We start from the raw sequence: 18,125 nt of genomic DNA on the forward strand, positions 1-18,125 counted from the left end.
TTTATCGGGAGGCTGAACTTATGGATAATCTCTGGCGCGACGACGAGGCGGAGAAGGTCGTTGCGGGTTATCAGGCCAAGGGCACCGGCCGCGATCTGGCGCTGCGGACCTATACGACGCGACTGCTTGGCGGCGAGCCGCGGCTCGTGCTGCATGGCGGCGGCAACACCTCGGTGAAAACCGAAATCACAGACCTCGTCGGGGACACGCATGCCGTGCTCTGCGTCAAGGGCAGTGGCTGGGACATGGGCACGATCGAGCCCCCCGGCCTGCCAGCCGTCAAGATCGCCCCCCTGCTCAAGAGCCGCAAGCTCGAAAGGCTTTCGGACGAGGACATGGTGACGCTGTTGCGCGCCAACCTCATCGACCCGGCCTCGCCGAACCCGTCCGTGGAGGCGCTGCTGCACGCCTTCCTGCCACACAAGTTCGTCGACCACACCCATTCGACCGCCATTCTTGCCATCGCCGATCAGGCCAAGAGCCGGGAGATGTGCGCCGAGCTTTTCGGCAGGAAGATGGGCTTCGTGCCCTACATCATGCCGGGCTTCGCGCTGGCGAAGGCTGCGGCGGACGTGTTCGATCAGGATCCGACAGTCGAGGGGCTGATCCTCGACAAGCACGGAATCTTCACCTTCGCCGACACGGCGAAGGAAGCCTATGATCGGATGATCCACTATGTCACGCTTGCCGAAGAGCATGTGAAAGCGAAGGGGCACAATCCGTTTACGCCCGCCGCCCTGCCCGCAGTGCTTGCAAGCCCTGCCGATATCGCGCCAATGCTGCGCGGCGCCGTTGCCGTCGACAAGGGCGAAGGCCGTTTTGACCGCATGGTCAGTGTGTTCCGCACCTCGCCCGATATCCTCGACTTCGTCAATGCGCAGCAGGTTGAGGAGATGGCAGCCAGGGGCGTTTCGACGCCCGATCTTTCCATCCGCATCAAGACCGGCCCGATGGTGCTTCCGGCGCCGGCTAAAGATGATCTCTTGGGCTACCGGGCCGTGATCGACGCGCGGGTCACCGCCTTTGCCGCCGACTACACCGGGTATTTCCACAGCAACGACGCACGAGACGACGTCAAGCGCATCATGCTCGATCCCATGCCGCGCCTGACGCTGGTGCCCGGGCTCGGCATGTTCGGCCATGGCCGCACCTACAAGGACGCGATGATCGCCGTCGACGTCGGCGAGATGTGGATCGAGGCTGCGCGCGACGCAGAATCCGTTGGCCGCTTCGAGCCGGTCAGCCGGCCGGATCTCTTCGATCTCGAATACTGGTCGCTGGAACAGGCGAAACTCGCAGGCGCCAAGCCGAAGCCGTTTACCGGCCAGGTCGCGCTCGTCACCGGCGGCGCCGGCGCCATCGGCGCTGCCATCGTCAAGGCTTTCGTCGCCGAGGGCGCGCATGCCGTCGTGCTCGATCTCGACGGCGACAAGGCTGCAGTCGTGGCAAAGGCGGCCGGCAACAACTCGATTGGCATCGCCTGCGACATCACGGATCCCGCTTCGGTGCGCGCCGCCTTCGACCGGGTGGTCGCGACCTTCGGCGGCGTCGATATCGTCGTCTCCAATGCGGGCGCCGCCTGGGAAAGCCCGATTGCGACGATGGACGACGCCCTGCTGCGCCGTAGCTTCGAGCTGAATTTCTTCGCGCATCAGACGGTCGCGCAGAATGCCGTGCGCATCATGAAGGAACAAAAGACCGGCGGCGTGCTGCTCTTCAACGCCTCCAAGCAGGCAGTCAACCCGGGCGCGAAGTTCGGCGCCTACGGATTGCCGAAAGCGGCGACGCTGTTTCTGTCGCGGCAATATGCGCTTGAGCATGGTGCCGACCATATCCGCGTCAATGCCGTCAACGCCGATCGCATCCGCTCGGGCCTGCTCAATGACGAGATGATCGCCAATCGTGCAGCCGCCCGCGGCCTTTCGGTCAAGGACTACATGGGCGGAAACCTGCTCGGTCTCGAAGTGACGGCCGAGGACGTAGCGCGCGCCTTCGTGCACCACGCGCTCGCAGAACGAACCACCGCGGATGTGACGACTGTGGATGGCGGCAATATCGCAGCGGCGATGCGCTGAGCGCTTCCGTCTAAGCGTAAAAACGTGCCACACTGCAGTCTCCCGCCAGAGTTGTTCGGATGGAGACGAAATGGTCGATCGATGGCCCGCAGATGCCGCGTTTCAAATGGGTGACTATGCCGCCAAGAAAGGCCGCGCCTCATGGCGCGGCAAGATCGTCGGCTGGTATCGCACAGACCTGACCAGCCTCGGCTACGCGATCGAAAGCCATTTCGAGCCGGGCTCCGTGCAGATCTATCCCGAGACGGCGATCGAAGCCTGGGTGCCGCCAAAGGCGGAAAGCGAATTAGAGTAATAAGGACAAAAAAAGGGGCGGTCTGATCGACCGCCCCTTTCGTTTCGCCTTGGGAGATTAAGGCTTCGGCATCCATGCGGGCATGGCTACATCTGCATGGGCGAACTGCGGCAGCTTCACGCCGAGCTCTTCCATGTTCTTGATGTCCTGATCGTTCAGGTCCTTCTGGGTGATCAGCGTCGGCGGTACGACCACCTGGCGGCCCGGGTCTTCGCCGGCAAGCAGCATGGCGAGCGAGCGGACCGAGACCTGGCCGACGACGGCGGGGTTGGTGGCGGCCGTCGCCGTCCAGGCCGAGCCCGTTTCGCGCATGGCGGCGATGTCGGACGTCGAAATGTCGGCCGAGTAGATCTTGACGCTGGAAGACAGGCCCGCTTCGTCGACGGCGATCTTCACGCCCTTGGCGAACTCGTCATAGGGCGCAAACATCACGGTGATGTCGGGCTTGGCCGAAATCACCGCGCGGGCCTGGTTGGCTACCGAGTTGGCGATCGGGTTGTCCATCGTTCCGAATTGCGCGGCTTCCTCGATGCCGGAATACTTCGCCTTGAATTCCTTCCAGGTCTCGTCGCGGCGGTCTAGCGGCGCGATGCCGGCGACATAGACGTAGCCTGCCTTGAAGCTTTCGCCATTGTCCTTGACGGCCTGCTCGAGCGCGAGGCGGGCGAGGTCGCGATCGGACTGCTCGATCTGCGGGATCTTCTCGTTCTCGACGTTTACGTCGAAGGCGACGACCTTGATGCCGGCGTCAACCGCGCGCTGGGCAGCTTCCTTCATCGATTCGGTCAGGCCGTGCTGGATGATGATGCCCTGCACGCCAAGCGCGATCGCCTGGTCGACCATGTCGGCCTGGAGCGCTGCATCCTGGCGGCTGTCGAAGACCTGAAGCTGCACGCCGAGCGCCTTGGACTGCGCCTCTACGCCTGCGAGATAGGACTGGAAGAAGTCGCCGGTCGAAAGGTAGCGCACAAGCGCGATCTTGACATCGCCGGCCTTGTCGAACGGCTTTGGCATGTCGGCTGCAAAGGACGGCACGCCGAAGGCGGCTGCCCCCATCAACCCAAGCGTCAAGCGGCCCAGGCTTCTGCGAGTCATGTTCATGTCAGTCTCCTCCACTGGTGAACTTTTTGTTTTCCGCTGAAGGGCACCCCTTCAGCGTTTGCCTCTTTTCGAGAGCGCAAAGGTGAAGATCAGGGCAGCGACGAGCACGGCGCCCTTGATGAAATCCTGGGTGTAATAGGGCGCGTTCATCATCGTCAGGCCCTGCAGCAGGATGCCGACGAAGAGCGCGCCGATCGCCGTGCCGAAAGCGTTCGGCTTGGCGGCGCCGAGCACGGCAAAACCGATCAGCGCTGCGGCAACCGCATCGAGCAGCAGGTTGTTGCCCGACGCGATGTCTCCGCGACCAAGACGGGCGGCAAGCAGGATGCCGCCGATCGAGGCGAAGACGCCGGAAATGATATAGGCCGAAATCTTGTAGGCATTGACCGGCGCACCGGCGAGGCCGGCTGCCCGCTCGTTGGAGCCGACGGCATACATCATGCGGCCGAAGCGGGTGTATTCGAGGAAGAACCAGATGACGATCGCCAGCACGATCAACACCACGACCGAAACCGGCACGAGGTTGGGCAGGACGAAATCGAAGCGGTGGCGGCCGAGTGCCAGGAAGGCCGGGCTGAAAGTGCCGCCGGCGACCGAGCCGTCGGGAAGCGTCATGCCTGTGGCAATCGACCGGCCCTCCGTCGGGATGCGCTGGAGGCCGAGCAAGAGGAACATCATGCCGAGTGTCGCCAGTAGATCAGGCACGCGCATGTAGACGATAATGACGCCGTTGACGAAACCGACCAGGACACCGATGGCAAGGCACACGAGCGTCGCCGTCAGTGCGTCGCCGCCCATCACCACCATCACATAGGACGAGGCCATCATCGCCGTCGTCGCGACCGAGCCGATCGAAAGATCGAAGCCGCCGACGACAAGCGTGGCCGTCACGCCCAGCGCCAGGATGCCGGTAATCGACACCGATTGCAGGATGAAGACCGCACTCTGCGGTGAGGCGAAGCCGCCGGTCACGAGCGAGAAATAGAGGACCATCCCGGCGAGAAGCACGAGGAAGCCGTATTTGATGGCCGCCTCGCGAATTCCCGATGCGCTCGAAGGGACCGCAACCGGTGCTGCGGAATTGCTCTGTTCACTGCTCATGACGCATGGACCTGTTGATAGAATTGACCGGCGATTTCCGACAGGAGCCGCTCGACATCGATGTCGGCATTGCGGTGCTCGCCGACGATGGTCTGTTCCGACATCACGAGGATTCGGTCGGCGACTTCGAAGGCTTCGTCGAGTTCGGTCACGAAGAGGATCGTGGCGCGGCCCGCGGCCGAGGCGCGCAGCTTCTCGCCGATGTCGCGGCGTGCGGCGATGTCGACGCCCTGGAACGGTTCGTCGAGGATGAGCAGGCGCGACGGCTCGGAAAGCCAGCGCCCGACCATCACCTTCTGCTGGTTCCCGCCCGAAAGCGTCTGCAACTCGTCGCGCTCGCTGCGGCAGACGACACCGAGGGCGGCGATCTGCTGGCGTGCCTTGGTCTTTTCCGCCCGCCGGCTCGATATGCCGAAGCGCGAGAGCCGGCTCAGGAACGGCAGGCTGATATTTTCGTAGATGTTGAAGTCGGGCACGATGCCGCTTTCGGCGCGGTCCTTGGCGACGAGGAAGACGCCGCGGGCGATAGCCCTTCCGGTGCTTGCCGGCGCGTAACGCGCGCCGTCGAGCGTCATCTCACCTGCAAACGGAGCGCGCGCGCCAAACAGGGTTTCGGCAAGCGCGGTCTTGCCGACGCCGACGAGCCCGGTGACGGCGACGATTTCCCCGTCACGGAGCGTGAAATCGAAGGGGCGCGCCTGTTCCGACAACTTCAGGCCGCTGACCGCAAAGACCGGAGCGCCGCCGTCGCGCAGATCAACGGCGCCAGCCAAGACCTTGCGACCGAGCATGGCGTTGACCGCACCCTCATAGTCCAGTTCCGGCCCTTCGAAGCGGCCACTGATGCGGCCATCACGCAGCGCCACGATGCTATCGGCCAGCCGGCGAATATCCGACATGCGATGCGAGATATAGAGAATGGCGACGCCGCGCGCCTTCAGCCGATCGACGAGATCGAAAAGCCGGTCGGCCTCCGCGCTCGACAGCGACGAGGTCGGTTCGTCAAGGATCAGCACCTTCGGCTCATGCGCCATGGCACGGGCGATCGCCACCATCTGCCGGTCGGCAAGCGTCAGGTCGTTGATATTGGCGGCAAGATCGATCGCAAGCCCCATGCGCGAGGCGACCGCGGCGGCCTCTCGGCGCACCCGACGCGGGTTGAAGAACAGCCGCGCACCGCACCCGTTCAAGCGGTCGAGCGTTAGATTGGTGGCGACGTCGAGATCGGCGACCACCCCGTCATTGATGTTCTGATGCACGGTGACAACGCCGGCGCGGATCGCCTCGGCCGGGGCCGTCGGCTCGAAGGGCATGCCGGCGAGCGTGATCGTGCCGGCGTCGCGCGTGTAAACGCCGCTCAGGATCCGCACGAGCGTGGATTTGCCGGCGCCATTGGCGCCCATCAGAACGGTAACCGCCCCAGCCTTGAGATCGAGATCCACCCCTCGAAGAACCGGTACCGGCCCGAAGGATTTGCGCACGCCCTCAATGCGAAACACTGCCTGTTCGCTCATTCTCTCCTCCCGATGAAGGCAGGTTAGGATAGGCTTCCGTCAAATGTCAAGGCCATTGACATTTGCTAGCATGCCGCCTTAGTTGTGACCACACACGGTATGGCTGCGAGCGGTGGAGGCCCGCGCCATGCGTTGGAGGAGAACGATATGGACAAGCAGGTCTTCGAGGCGCTGAGCGCTGCGACGTTGCCGGAAAAACTCGGCGGCAACACCGTCCTGAGAGAAAAAATCGGGCCGGACTTTTCGCGCTGGAGCGTTAAGGAAGTCGGCGACGGCAACCTCAATCTGGTCTTCATCGTCTCCGGCGACAGGGGCGCTGCCATCGTCAAGCAGGCGCTGCCCTATGTGCGCCTTGTCGGCGAAAGCTGGCCGCTGCCGCTGAAGCGCTCCTATTTCGAATATCATGCCCTGAAGCGCCAGGCAGCGCGTGACCCCGGTCTGGTGCCGGAGATCTATTTCTTCGACGAATCCCAGGCGCTCATCGTCATGGAATTCCTGACGCCGCACGTCATTTTGAGGCGCGCGCTGATCGACGGGCGGCAACTACCGAAAATCGGGCGTGACCTCGGCCTCTTCGTCGCCCGCACGCTCTTTCGCGGCTCCGACCTCTCCATGGCCACGCGAGAAAAGAAGACGGACCTTGCGCTTTTCGCCGACAATATCGAGCTTTGCGACATCACCGAAAACCTGGTGTTTTCCGATCCCTATTTCGAGGCCGAGCTCAATCGTCATACCACGCCCCAGCTCGATCCGATCGTGGCCAAGCTTCGCGCCGACCGCGACCTCAAGGTCGAAGCACAGCGGCTGAAACATCTGTTCTCGGCAAAAGCCGAAACGCTCTGCCATGGCGATCTGCATACCGGTTCTGTTATGGTGACCGACGACGAGACCCGCGTCATCGACCCGGAGTTCGCGTTCTACGGACCGATCAGCTTCGACGTCGGCATGCTGCTTGCCAATTTCTGGATGAGCTATTTTTCGCAGAGCGGACACGAAAACGCGCCCAGTGCCCGAGATGGCATGCGCACCTATCTGCTCGATACGGTCGAAGTCATCTGGGAAACCTTCCGCACCGAATTCGCCCATCTCTGGCGCACGGAGCGTAACGGCATTCTCTATCAGGCAAGCCTCTTTGAGGCGCGCAACGATCCGTTCGGTGCCGAACAGGCGCTCGATATCGTCATCGACGAGATCTGGCGCGAGATGTTGGGCTTTGCCGGTGTCGAGATACACCGCCGCATCCTGGGGCTCGCCCACAACGCCGACTTCGAAACCATCATCGACCCCGATCGCCGTGCTGCCTGCGAAACCAGGGCGCTGAAGCTCGGGCGTCACCTCGCCGTCAACCGGCATCATATCCACAGCCTCAAGGACATCCGCGCACTCGCGGAGCGCCTTCAGAAGGAGACATCAGCGTGAAAGTCGGAGAACGCCACTACCATACGATCTGGCTCAACGAGGACGGACGCTCCGTCGATATCATCGACCAACGCTGGTTGCCGCACGAGTTCCGCGTCGTGACGCTGAAAACGGTCGCCGATGTCGCCGTCGCCATCCGCGACATGTGGGTGCGCGGCGCACCGCTGATCGGCGTCACGGCCGCCTACGGTGTTGCGATTGCGATGGCCAAGGACCCGTCGAACGCCCATCTCGACGCCGTCTGGGAGGAACTCAACGAAACACGCCCGACCGCCATCAATCTGCGCTGGGCGCTGAACGCCATGCGCGACCATCTGCGCCCCTTGCCGGAAGGCGGGCGTGCCAAGGCGGCCTATGATCGTGCCGCCGAGATCGCGGCCGAAGATGTCGAACTCAATCGCGCCATTGGCGCAAACGGCCTGAAGGTCATCCGCGAGATTGCTGCGAAGAAGGCGCCGGGTGAACCCGTGCGCATCCTCACCCATTGCAACGCCGGCTGGCTTGCGACCGTAGACTATGGCACTGCGACTGCACCCATCTACATGGCTGTCGAGGAAGGCATTCCGGTGCATGTCTATGTCGACGAAACACGCCCGCGCAATCAGGGCGCCTATCTCACCGCCTGGGAAATGAACGGCCACGGTGTGCCGCACACGCTGATCGTCGACAATGCCGGCGGGCACCTGATGCAGCACGGCGATGTCGATATGGTCATTGTCGGCACGGACCGGACGACGGCCAATGGCGATGTCTGCAACAAGATCGGCACCTATCTGAAGGCGCTAGCTGCGCGCGACAATGGCGTCCCCTTCTATGTCGCCCTCCCCTCGCCGACTATCGACTGGACGGTCCGCGACGGGATCAAGGAAATCCCGATCGAGGAGCGAACCGCCGACGAGGTGAGCTTCGTCCAGGGGCGCGCCAGCGACGGCTCGATTGCCAGCGTGCGCATTTCGCCGGAGGGCAGCCCTGCCGCCAATCCGGCCTTCGACGTCACGCCCGCCCGGCTCATCACCGGCCTGATCACCGAGCGCGGCATCGCAACACCATCGCCCGAAGGCCTCAAGGCGCTTTTCCCAGAACGGAGCTGAGACGATGACACTCACGAACCGGGTTTCAACGGAAGAGATCGCGCTCGGCATCCGCCGACGGGTGTTCTTCCACACGATGAAGAACAATGGCGGTTACCTCAGCCAGGCCTGCTCGGCTGCCGAAAGCCTTGCGCTGCTCTATAACGAGCTTCTGACGCTCGGCGAGCCGACGTTGCCGAAGGTGCCGCTGCCGTTTCGCGGTGTTCCTTCGGCGCACAATCCGGACGCCTTTACCGGCGCCGGCTATCACGGACCGGTTGGGCCGGCGTTCGACCGTTTCTTCATCTCGCCCGCCCACTATGCGCTCGTCATCTATTCGGCGCTGATCGAGATGGGGCGCATGGACGAGCACGCGCTCGATCACTTCAACAAGGACGGCGGTTCGGTCGAGATGATCGGCGCCGAGCACAGCCCCGGCATGGAAGTGACCACGGGCTCGCTGGCGCAGGGTCTGTCCATGGCCTCGGGCGTCGCCTGGGCGCGGCTGCAGAAGAAGGAGCCGGGCAAGGTCTGGGTCTACATGTCGGACGGCGAGTTCCAGGAAGGCCAAACCTGGGAGTGCCTTGCGGCGCTGAGCTACCACGGCATCGACAACATTCGCGTCGTCGTCGACGTGAACCGCCAGCAATGCGACGGCGCCATGTCGTCGGTGCTCGACCTTGGCAATCTCGCGGCCCGGGTGAGCGCCTTCGGCGTCACCTGCCGCTCGGTGGACGGGCACGACCTGGAAGCGCTCAGGGCCGCGGCCGGAAGCACCGAGCCCGGCAAGCCGCTGGTCATCCTCGCCAACACCTCGCCCTACCAGGGCATGGACTTCCTTAAGAAACGTTTCCCGCGGCTTCATTACGTTCGCTTCAAGAGCCAGGAAGAGCGGCTTGAAATGCAGGCGGCACTTGCGGCCGAACTCGGCGTCGACGCCGACGCAATGAAAGGGGCCTGAATATGGTCGAGATCGTCAATCGTCCCTACGCCAAGGCATTCGAAACCTTCGCGACCGCGCGACCCGAAGTCCTCTGCCTTTCCGCCGACCTGACCTCGTCCTGCGAGGTCGACGGCTTCCGCGACCGGCATCCGCAGCAGTTCCTCTCGCTCGGCATGGCCGAGCAGAACATGTTGTCCTTTGCCGGCGGGCTGGCGATGGAAGGCTACCGGCCGTTCATTCACACCTTCTCGGTTTTCCTCTATCGCCGCCCCTATGATCAGCTGATCAACTCCATCGCGTATTCCAATCGCAAGGTGCGGCTGATGGGCTTCCTGCCCGGTATCACCACGCCCGGCGGCATCACCCATCAGGCGATCGAGGACGTTGCCGTTCTGCGCGCCGTACCAAACATGACGATCCTCGAGACCGGTGACGCGACCGAGGTGGAGACCGTGCTTGAAGTGGCCGACAGCATCGATGGCCCTGTCTATGTACGTGTGCTTCGCGGCGAGGTCCCGCGTCTCTTCTCCACGCCTTTCGCGTTCAACAAGCTGCGGGTTCTGTCCGAGGGCGACGACATTCTCGTCGTTTCCTCAGGCGTCTGCACCGAGGAAGCACTGCGCGCCACCCAACCGCTTCAGGCACGCGGCATCGGCATCACCCATCTGCACGCCTCGACCTTGAAACCCTTCGATCGCGAAGGCCTTTTGAAGGCCGCGCGGGGCAAGAAGGGGATCGTCACGCTGGAAAACCACACCATCGTCGGTGGCCTCGGCTCGCTCGTGGCGGAAATTCTGGCCGAAGAAGGCCTCGGCATTCGCCTGAAGCGGCTGGGCCTCAACGACACCTTCGCCCATGGCGCGTCCAAGCCCTACCTCATGAAGAAGTATGGCCTCGACGCCGGCGCGCTCGTTGGCGCCATCAGCGAATTGGTCGGCAAGCCTCTGGAGATTGGCGAGGACGAATTGACGGAGGTCCGCATCGACCACGTGCATTCGGCGCAGAAGGCGGAGGCGCTCTAGTGGCTCCGCGTTTCACCGTCACCTACTACGTGCGTGCCGCTGACGCCGACGAGGCTAAGGCGCGAGCGCTGGATATCGCTCTGGAGCAGACCGTCGAAATTCCGCGCAGCGCCGTTCCCAAGGGCTACGTCGAGGATGAAATCCTCGGCAAGCTGGAAGACCTGAAGCCGGATCCGGCCGGCCGGCCGGGCTTTCTTGCCTCGATCTCCTATTCCGACGACGATGTCGGCGGCGACTTTCTGCAGCTCTTGAACGTCATCTTCGGCAACAGCTCCATCAAGCCCGGCCTGAAGGTCGAGGATATCGGTCTTTCGCCGGGTATCCTTGCGCTTTGCACAGGACCCCGCCACGGCATTGCCGGGCTTCGCGCCCGCGCCGGCGTGGGCGAAAGCCCTCTGTTGATGTCGGCGATCAAGCCCGTCGGGCTTTCGACATCCGAACTTGCGAGCCGCGCCCATGATTTCGCGCTTGGCGGCATGCACTTCGTCAAGGACGACCATGGTCTCGTCGATCAGGTGACGTCGCCTTTTAATGAACGCTTGAAGGCCTGCATCGAGGCCGTCGGCGAGGCCAATGCCAAAACCGGCGGCAGGACAAGCTTCGTGCCGAATGTCACCGGGCCGGCTTCGGCCGTGCTTGACCGGGCGAAGGAAGCGCAGGCCGCCGGTGCAGGCGCCGTGATGCTGGCCCCGGCATTGACCGGCTATGATGTCGTGCGCACACTTGCGGCCGATCCCGATTTCACCTTGCCGATCGTTTCGCACCCAGCCTTCTCCGGCGCAAATGTGGTTTCTGCCGATTGCGGCTTCTCGCACCGTTCGTTCTTCGGCACGCTGCATCGCCTGATGGGCGCGGATGCGGTGATCTACCCGAACTTCGGAGGCCGCTTCGGTTTCACGCGAGAGGAATGCCTGTCGATTGCTCGGGCCTGCGCGGCCGACATGAGGGGGCCGAAGGCGATCGTCGCTGCACCCGGTGGCGGCATGACCTTCGAGCGCGTTCCCGAGATGCGTGAGGCCTACGGCAACGACGTCATGTATCTGATCGGCGGCGCCCTGCTTCAGCAACCGAACCTCGTGGAGGCCTGCCGCCGCCTGGTCGCCGCGGTCCATAGCTAGACGCACTCGCCATGGGTCGAGCCGGAAGGGTCGAGCCGGGATGGTGCAGCCCTCGTATTCCCGTAGGCGAAAGGGCGGCCCTCCCGTTGCGCGGCAAGAGAAGCAGCTAGCGGATGGCCGCAGCCTGCGACCAGGCTGCCATCCAGCGCGACTGCGAGCTCATGGGCCGCAATCCGCTTAGTCGCGCTCCGTTGTCGCTATGCGTTGGAAGTGCGGGTCGGCATTACAACGGCCGAGAACGCCGACCAAACCGCTGGGCTAAGCGGCGACAACTCCTCGGCCCTCAAGCTGAGCGCTTCCGAAGACGTCGGCGCCGCTTCAGGACTGCCGATCACCTGTTACGCTTCGAACGTCTAGCGTTTGCGAACAAACTCAGTGCGTAGAACAAGACCTTTGATCGCCTCATGGCGGCAATCGATTTCTTCAGGATTATCAGTTAGCCGGATCGACTTGATCACCGTTCCCTGCTTCAGCGTTTGCCCGGCACCCTTTACCTTGAGATCCTTGATCAAAACGACTGAGTCGCCATCTGCAAGGACGGTCCCTGACGCATCGCGAACCTCGGCGGCTCTTGCTTTCTCGGCAGCAAGTTCGGAGGCTGGCCGCCACTCACCCGTTACATCGTCGTACACGTAGTCGTCGTTCTGGTCGCTCATGGTCTGCCTTGCATGGTTTTTCGGATCTTGCAGTGGTCGCGGCCGCGATCGCTGCAATAGGGGTGCACCCCTACCTTCTCTGCGGTGCTGACGCAAATGTCACGGCTCGTCCTTCGGTTTTGCTGCGGTCTAAAACGTCGGTCGTCCGCTATAAGGCCGCATTTGCGCCGCGTGGCGGCCGGCATCCGTCGCCGCGCGGAGCGGACCCGCTTGCCTTTCGCAGGGCACTGCCTCGTATGCCCGCAGATCGTCTCCGCTTGTCCGGCCGAGCCCGAACATTGAAGCGGCCGTCTTCCGCCGGTTCGGCACTGGGCCGGAACCACTTCGGCCCGAAAGAAAGAGACATGGCCAAGCCCGCAACCAACCTCCGCCCCCGTTCATTCAGCACTGTGAGTGCTCTAGTTGGCGAAAGCCTGGTCTTTCACAAAGATTTCCAGATCCGTCTCTGCCTTGATGGTGCTCCGAGTTCGATTTCGGCCCGCGCTCTTTGCTTCGTAGAGGAGCTTGTCGGCCCGTTCATAGAGTTTCTCAAAACCTTCATCGCCGAAGGTATCCGCCACTCCCATGCTGGCGGTTACAGGTCGCTCGAGACCCGGAACGGTACTGGCTACAATTACCGGAATTGCCTGTCGCCGGCGTTCGGCCAGGGTGGCGGCATCATTGCCGCGCAAGAGAAGTACAAATTCTTCACCGCCAAGACGGTATGCCCGCACGTCCGGCCCTGTCTGGAAAGCATTGGCTACAGCTTTGAGCACGGCATCTCCAACGGCATGTCCGTTTACGTCATTGATTGACTTGAAATGATCAAGGTCAATGACCGCCAGTGTTGCAAAGCCATCAGCTCGAAGCTGCGCGAACTGTCCCTCAATAGCTCGACGATTGAGCAATCCCGTCAATGGGTCCGTTTCGGAAAGCCGTTCAAGCAGATCGGCTTCGATGCGTGCGCGATCTCGCTCCCGCTTCATGGTCACGAAGCGATCAGCTACGCCGAGCGTGGTGAAGAGGGCTTCGAATAGACAGCCAGCATAAAACGCGAGCGTGGCGTCGATGCTGTCGAACCAGGGTACGACGCCCGTCACCAGCCGGATCAAGCCGACCGCGATCATTGGCGTGTATCCGACTGCCTGAAATTTTGCCGCGCGGCTCCCGCGGCGCAATGCGTCGACCATCGACAGTATGAAAATGATGAGGATCGGTGCAAACGCAGCCGTGTACGCGGTCGATTGTATTGGCCGCGCAACGAACGGGAATGCCGCGTGAAACGCACTCAGGAACAATGCCGATGCCGCACAATAGGGTAGCAGACGCCGTAGTGCAGGATGCATCAGTCCAGGTTCGATGAAGCTGTACGTAAACATCGCTCCTGATGCGACCGTCATCCCGAAGAGCAAGGTGGTCATCCAGCTCAAAGTCATGGCCGGCGGGTCGAAAAATACGACTGACAAACTTGATGAGGTCATAATGGTCATCAGCAACGACAGCGTCAAAGCCGAGTGCCAGAGAACAAAAGGTTCGCGCAGGATCCGATAGAACGCCGCATTGAAGATCAGAAGCATGGCGAGCATGCCAGCTAGGCCTGCGACGAACGTCAGGAGTTGCATATCGTCGATGCTATCGACTGCGACATCCACTGGTGCAAGATATGCTCGCTCCAGTGTCATCCGATGGCTGGGCAAATCGATTGCGACGACGACTTGCCGCGTCGCATCTGTCACTACAGGCAGGGGAGCCTTGAAATACCCACCGGCCATTGAGCTGGGCAACGCTGCTGCAGAAACGGAGGCTTGCCGCACCGCGCCGTCCTGGTCGATTGCAAGGAGATGCACCGCCTCAAGTGCGCTCCGCCTGGAGAGAAAGTATCGAGGAGGGCTCTCGCCCGGCCTGAGATCGAAACGAAGCAGCACTCGCTCGGAATCAATCGAGAATTTCCGGTCATCACAGGACCACCGCTCGGCTGCCAAAGCTATGGTGATCACGTTCTCTGAGATGCGGCCGGATGCCCAGCAGGAATTGCGAATGTTGCTGGAATCACCAGCGTGGGTCGATCCAACGCCCAAGTGCGTCAGCATCAACAAAAGCAGAAATACTGCCAAAGCACGACTTCGAAACCCACCCCCAAGCATAGGGCTTCGATACAGCCAGAAGCTTTCGATACCATTAAGCGCCGCAAAAACGCGCCTGTTATCGGCTCGGCGAAAGGCGCCGACCTTGCTATAGCGCCTGAACGCGAACCGCGGCCCGCTCACACTTCCTGTCTTCAATTCTGGCGCAAGGCGCTGGACGACGACAAGCGGGCAATCATCCATGCGGCCGCTCCAGAAGAGGGCGCGACCGCCTCTCTTCATGAACTGCAACCGGACACGACGGATGTTTGAGATGGCTCTTTGAGGGTTTGCGCCGATCGCGCGCTAGAGCCGGTCGCCGCTTTCGATGGCGGCCGGTGCCTCTACTGGGTTCTCGGATGCCACGTGCTCTTCGGCAACGCTCAAATCCAGTTTCCCCCAGATCGATAGTTTTTCGCCGTTGGGTTTAAGCTTTCGGGACTGCTTGATCTCAACGATAAACGGCTTTGTCTGCTGACGCATCTTTCCTCCAGGCGACGAATCGCAGAGCAACTCTATCGCAACGCATTCGTCTCGCAAGCGGACCTTGCCCGAAGGTCGTGCGAGAAACGGGCGTATTTTCACTGTGGGTGTGGCAGTGTGCTGCAGCGCGCTGCGTCCCTTCGGGTAGGGGCGCGATTGCGCTGACGCCACTGTCAGATCTCTTCCCTTCGGCCGTTGCTCCAAGTGCGGGCTCGATGAGGCAGGTCTGACCGTAGAACGGCCGCGCTTCGCTCTTGTTCCCGAAACGAGCTTCACAAAGACAGGCATCGAGCCACTCGCAGGCTTACGTCGCTCGCCGGCCATCGTTACTTCCTCTGCGGCATCAACCCGCGTTCTAGACGTTTTGCCGGGGTTCGAACTCCGCGGTGACCATCTCCGCTCTCCTTCGAGACGAGCCTGGCGGGCAAGAAGTTGATCCAGCCTTCGTTCGGCAGCAGGCACATTGGCGCGCATCACTGTATCGCGTAGCTTTCGCGCAATGCGATTCTGTCCCGCTTATCCCCCGTTGACAGCAGGAAAAACCACCTCCTACCTCTCCTGGATCGGCCGACGGCTTGCTAGGAAGAGCGTGAAAACCCGCGTCGGAGCGACTGCCCCCGCAACGTCTGGGCGTTCAAGCACCACCGCACGCGTGTTTCACCGACGATGCCAAAGGTGGTTTCGATAGAGCCAACGGATAAAGCGGCGCATGCGGTTGCCGGCAGCACAAAGATCTGCCCGGAACGGCAATGGCCGAGCAGTCGAGCGGCAGCTACCGACTAAAGGACAAGCGCGCTTGTCCTGTTCTCGATCAGGCGAACGAGGTTCAGTGCCGTCATCTCCGAGGATTTCGGATTGGTTGCGAGCGGGCGGTTCTGAAGGCGGATTTCGAGTGTGCCGAAGGCGCCGCGGGCGATAATGCTGTGCGTGTTTTCCACTGCTTTGGGATCGGCGACGAGCTGCACACGCGTATGTTCCATACCGATGCCGGCAAGGGAGATGGTCGCCGCCACATTGGCATTTTGCGGAAAAGCCGTCGCCGCCTCAGCGGCCGATCCTGCAAAGAAAGCTTCCGCTTCCTGAAGTTCGCCTAGGCGACAGCACTCTTCGGCGGGCGTCCCAAACCAGGCCCTCGCGGGCTTGGTGATGATGTGCTCCACGCTGTCCAGACCCAACCGTGAGGCCGCCGACAGCGCATCGATGCCGCCGAGCGCGCCCGGCGGTATGATAAGCTTGCAACCGTTCCGCCGCGCAAGTTCCACGAGTTCGTCGAGCACGGTGGCATCCACCAGGGCCGAGGTCGAGGACACCGCGAAATCCATGCCCGCCGCCAATGCCGCCCGGGCGAAGGGCTGGACGCTTTCGCGGCTCGCCGCCTCGACGACCAACGTCGCGCCGGTCGCCGTCAGCGCTTCTGGACCGGCAACATGAACCGCCCCTTCCGGCATGGTCGCTTCGATTTCCCTGGGATCGCGCACGGCGATCCCGACAATCCGGGCGTTCGCGCCCCGCGCCTTAAGAAGTGCTGCCACCCGCTGTCCGATGGCGCCCCAGCCCACGAGGCAGATGGCTTCGACTTTCGACATGACGATCCTTTGCTGGTTGGCTGCCGGGTTCAGAGCGTCACCCAGCCCTCGGGCGGGGTCTTGCCGGGGTGCACGGTTCCGCATTTCGGGCACGTGCGCAGCTTTTCGTCCGCATAGAAGGCCTGATAGATCGGCGGCAGATCGTCGACGATGGATTCGAGGTCTACCTCCGCGCGGTGCACAAGCTCCGTGCATTCGAAGCAGTACCATTCGACAGCGTCGAGCAGGCCCTCAGGCCGCGTGGGCTCGATCACAAGGCCGATCGATCCCACCATCGGCCGCTGCGGCGAGTGGCGCACATGCGGCGGCAGCAGGAAGATGTCGCCCTCCCGGATCGGCACGTCGTAGAATTCCTTGCCGTCATAGAGCTTCAGCACCATGTCGCCCTTTAGCTGGTAGAAGAACTCCTCGACGGGATCGTCGTGATAGTCGGTGCGCTTGTTGGGGCCACCGACTATCGTCACCATGAGGTCGGCGTCTTTCCAGATCTGTTGGTTGCCGACCGGCGGCTTCAGCAGGTGCTTGTGCTCGTCGATCCACTTTTGCAGATTGAACGCCTTGAGCTTCGTCATCGATATTCCTCCCTGTCCCGTTCAGCGCAGTTTCAGGCCGCATTCCTCGAAGGCGGCTCTGGTCAGTCTCTTTTCCGCATCCGTCAGCTCCAGCAGTGGCTGGCGGACGGCTCCCCCCACTTGGCCAAGCAGTTCCTGCCAGTACTTCTGGTGCGCATGGGGCTTTTCCGCGGGCTTGGACTTGCGGAAGGCGTCACGCACCCCTTGCAGGCTCGCGCTGACGGCGCGGCTCTCCTCGGCCTTTCCGGCAAAGGCGAGTGCTGTGTACTCGGCCATGCGCCGGTCGGCCTTGGTCTGGAGCGTGTAGGGTGGCGACGAGCAGAGATAAAGCTGCCAACCGAGTTCCAAGACGTTATCCAGCCATTCCTCTTCCGAAGCGGTCGAGACGAGGATGCGGTCGCCGGCGAGCGCCGTCAGCGCCTTGTACATGGCGCGCGGCACCGAATACTTGATCGCTACCACCGTCTCGATGTCGGCAAGCCGGTTGCACAGTTCCGGGCTCATCAGATAGCCGCTGTCGGGATGCGACCACAGCGCCATGCCGATATCCACCTTTGAGGCGATGGCCTCATAGTAGCGCAGCAGCGTTTCGTCCTGCTGCTTGAAGAAATGCAGGATCGGCGCATGCACGACGATGTAGTCGGCGCCGCAGGCCTGCGCATGACGGGCAAGATCGATCACCACATCCATGTTCTGGTCGGAGCAGGACATGATCGTCTGCGCCCGTCCTCCGGCCGCTTCCACCGATAGATCGAACATCCGCTTGCGCTCGTCGACCGACATGGAGAAGAACTCACCCTGCTTGCCGGCAATGAAGAGGCCGTCGATACCGAGATCGGAAATCCAATGCTCGACATTGCGGCGGTAGCCCTCTTCGTCGATGGCGCCATCGGCCGTAAACGGCGTGTTCGCCGCCGCCCAGATGCCGCGCATTGTGGCACGGGAATGGGCCTTTGCATCTTTACGCTGGTATTTCATGACGCTCCCTGTCGCATGTCCGTCCGGTGGCGCGTGAAGCAACCGCTCCGGTCTCTCTCTCGGCGCATTTAGCGCAGGATTTTTTTATTC

General features: G+C 62.3%; 16 protein-coding genes. 7 read left to right on the forward strand and 9 right to left on the reverse strand.

All coding sequences use genetic code 11. The features are described 5' to 3' along the window. Positions 1-20: 20 nt before the first annotated feature. Entirely contained in the window at positions 21-2,075 is a 2,055-nt protein-coding gene (locus ASD01_RS08845) for a bifunctional aldolase/short-chain dehydrogenase (RefSeq protein WP_060643833.1), read from the forward strand. A 70-nt stretch (positions 2,076-2,145) separates the two neighbouring features. Then, positions 2,146-2,370 carry a hypothetical protein gene (locus ASD01_RS08850; RefSeq protein ID WP_034796449.1) on the forward strand — a complete coding sequence of 75 codons (225 nt, stop codon included), beginning with the start codon at positions 2,146-2,148 and terminating at the stop codon, positions 2,368-2,370. Positions 2,371-2,427: 57 nt separating this feature from the next. On the opposite strand, the gene ASD01_RS08855 is transcribed toward ASD01_RS08850, so the two are convergent. From ASD01_RS08855 to ASD01_RS08865, 3 genes are read right to left on the reverse strand one after another with little or no spacing between them, the layout of a single operon-like run. Beyond that, positions 2,428-3,471, reverse strand: a complete 1,044-nt coding sequence (locus ASD01_RS08855; RefSeq protein ID WP_060517939.1) for a substrate-binding domain-containing protein — start codon at positions 3,469-3,471, stop codon at positions 2,428-2,430. Between the two features lie 51 nt (positions 3,472-3,522). Then, positions 3,523-4,572 carry an ABC transporter permease gene (locus tag ASD01_RS08860; RefSeq protein WP_051659349.1) on the reverse strand — a complete coding sequence of 350 codons (1,050 nt, stop codon included), beginning with the start codon at positions 4,570-4,572 and terminating at the stop codon, positions 3,523-3,525. Further along, positions 4,569-6,086, reverse strand: coding sequence for a sugar ABC transporter ATP-binding protein (locus tag ASD01_RS08865; protein ID WP_060643834.1), 1,518 nt, complete (start codon positions 6,084-6,086; stop codon positions 4,569-4,571). Before ASD01_RS08865 ends, ASD01_RS08860 begins: the two co-directional genes overlap by 4 nt. A gap of 147 nt (positions 6,087-6,233) precedes the next feature. Between ASD01_RS08865 and mtnK the strand changes: the two genes are divergently transcribed. Genes mtnK through ASD01_RS08890 form a run of 5 tightly spaced genes read left to right on the forward strand, consistent with a single transcriptional unit; the run spans position 6,234 to position 11,658 of the window. Beyond that, positions 6,234-7,505, forward strand: a complete 1,272-nt coding sequence (gene mtnK, locus ASD01_RS08870) for an S-methyl-5-thioribose kinase (protein WP_060643887.1) — start codon at positions 6,234-6,236, stop codon at positions 7,503-7,505. After that, entirely contained in the window at positions 7,502-8,596 is a 1,095-nt protein-coding gene (gene mtnA / locus ASD01_RS08875) for an S-methyl-5-thioribose-1-phosphate isomerase (protein ID WP_034796457.1), read from the forward strand. Before mtnK ends, mtnA begins: the two co-directional genes overlap by 4 nt. A 4-nt stretch (positions 8,597-8,600) precedes the next feature. After that, positions 8,601-9,536, forward strand: a complete 936-nt coding sequence (locus ASD01_RS08880) for a transketolase (RefSeq protein ID WP_060643835.1) — start codon at positions 8,601-8,603, stop codon at positions 9,534-9,536. A 2-nt stretch (positions 9,537-9,538) separates the two neighbouring features. Beyond that, complete coding sequence (locus ASD01_RS08885; protein WP_060643836.1) at positions 9,539-10,540, forward strand: transketolase family protein; 1,002 nt, start codon at positions 9,539-9,541, stop codon at positions 10,538-10,540. Then, a complete protein-coding gene (locus tag ASD01_RS08890; RefSeq protein ID WP_060643837.1) occupies positions 10,540-11,658 on the forward strand; it encodes a RuBisCO large subunit C-terminal-like domain-containing protein in 1,119 nt (372 codons plus the stop codon). The genes ASD01_RS08885 and ASD01_RS08890 overlap by 1 nt, the downstream gene beginning before the upstream one ends. A 353-nt stretch (positions 11,659-12,011) precedes the next feature. Here the strand turns inward: ASD01_RS08890 and ASD01_RS08895 are convergent, their stop codons facing one another. The 6 genes from ASD01_RS08895 to ASD01_RS08915 form a co-directional block, all read right to left on the reverse strand. Further along, positions 12,012-12,314: an alkylphosphonate utilization protein gene (locus ASD01_RS08895; RefSeq protein ID WP_034796466.1), complete on the reverse strand. Its 303-nt coding sequence runs from the start codon at positions 12,312-12,314 to the stop codon at positions 12,012-12,014. 398 nt (positions 12,315-12,712) lie between these two features. Next, positions 12,713-14,620: a sensor domain-containing diguanylate cyclase gene (locus ASD01_RS08900; protein ID WP_244495214.1), complete on the reverse strand. Its 1,908-nt coding sequence runs from the start codon at positions 14,618-14,620 to the stop codon at positions 12,713-12,715. A 102-nt stretch (positions 14,621-14,722) separates the two neighbouring features. Continuing rightward, positions 14,723-14,899, reverse strand: a complete 177-nt coding sequence (locus ASD01_RS36160) for a hypothetical protein (protein WP_167550733.1) — start codon at positions 14,897-14,899, stop codon at positions 14,723-14,725. Between the two features lie 779 nt (positions 14,900-15,678). Then, entirely contained in the window at positions 15,679-16,485 is an 807-nt protein-coding gene (locus ASD01_RS08905; protein ID WP_034796469.1) for an aspartate dehydrogenase, read from the reverse strand. 29 nt (positions 16,486-16,514) lie between these two features. Next, a complete protein-coding gene (locus tag ASD01_RS08910; protein ID WP_034796471.1) occupies positions 16,515-17,057 on the reverse strand; it encodes a 3-hydroxyanthranilate 3,4-dioxygenase in 543 nt (180 codons plus the stop codon). Between the two features lie 21 nt (positions 17,058-17,078). Beyond that, entirely contained in the window at positions 17,079-18,035 is a 957-nt protein-coding gene (locus ASD01_RS08915) for a dihydrodipicolinate synthase family protein (protein ID WP_034796473.1), read from the reverse strand. Positions 18,036-18,125: the final 90 nt, after the last annotated feature.

The sequence above is a fragment of the Ensifer sp. Root423 genome (genome assembly GCF_001426275.1).
In the GTDB taxonomy this organism is placed as follows: Bacteria; Pseudomonadota; Alphaproteobacteria; order Rhizobiales; family Rhizobiaceae; genus Ensifer; species Ensifer adhaerens.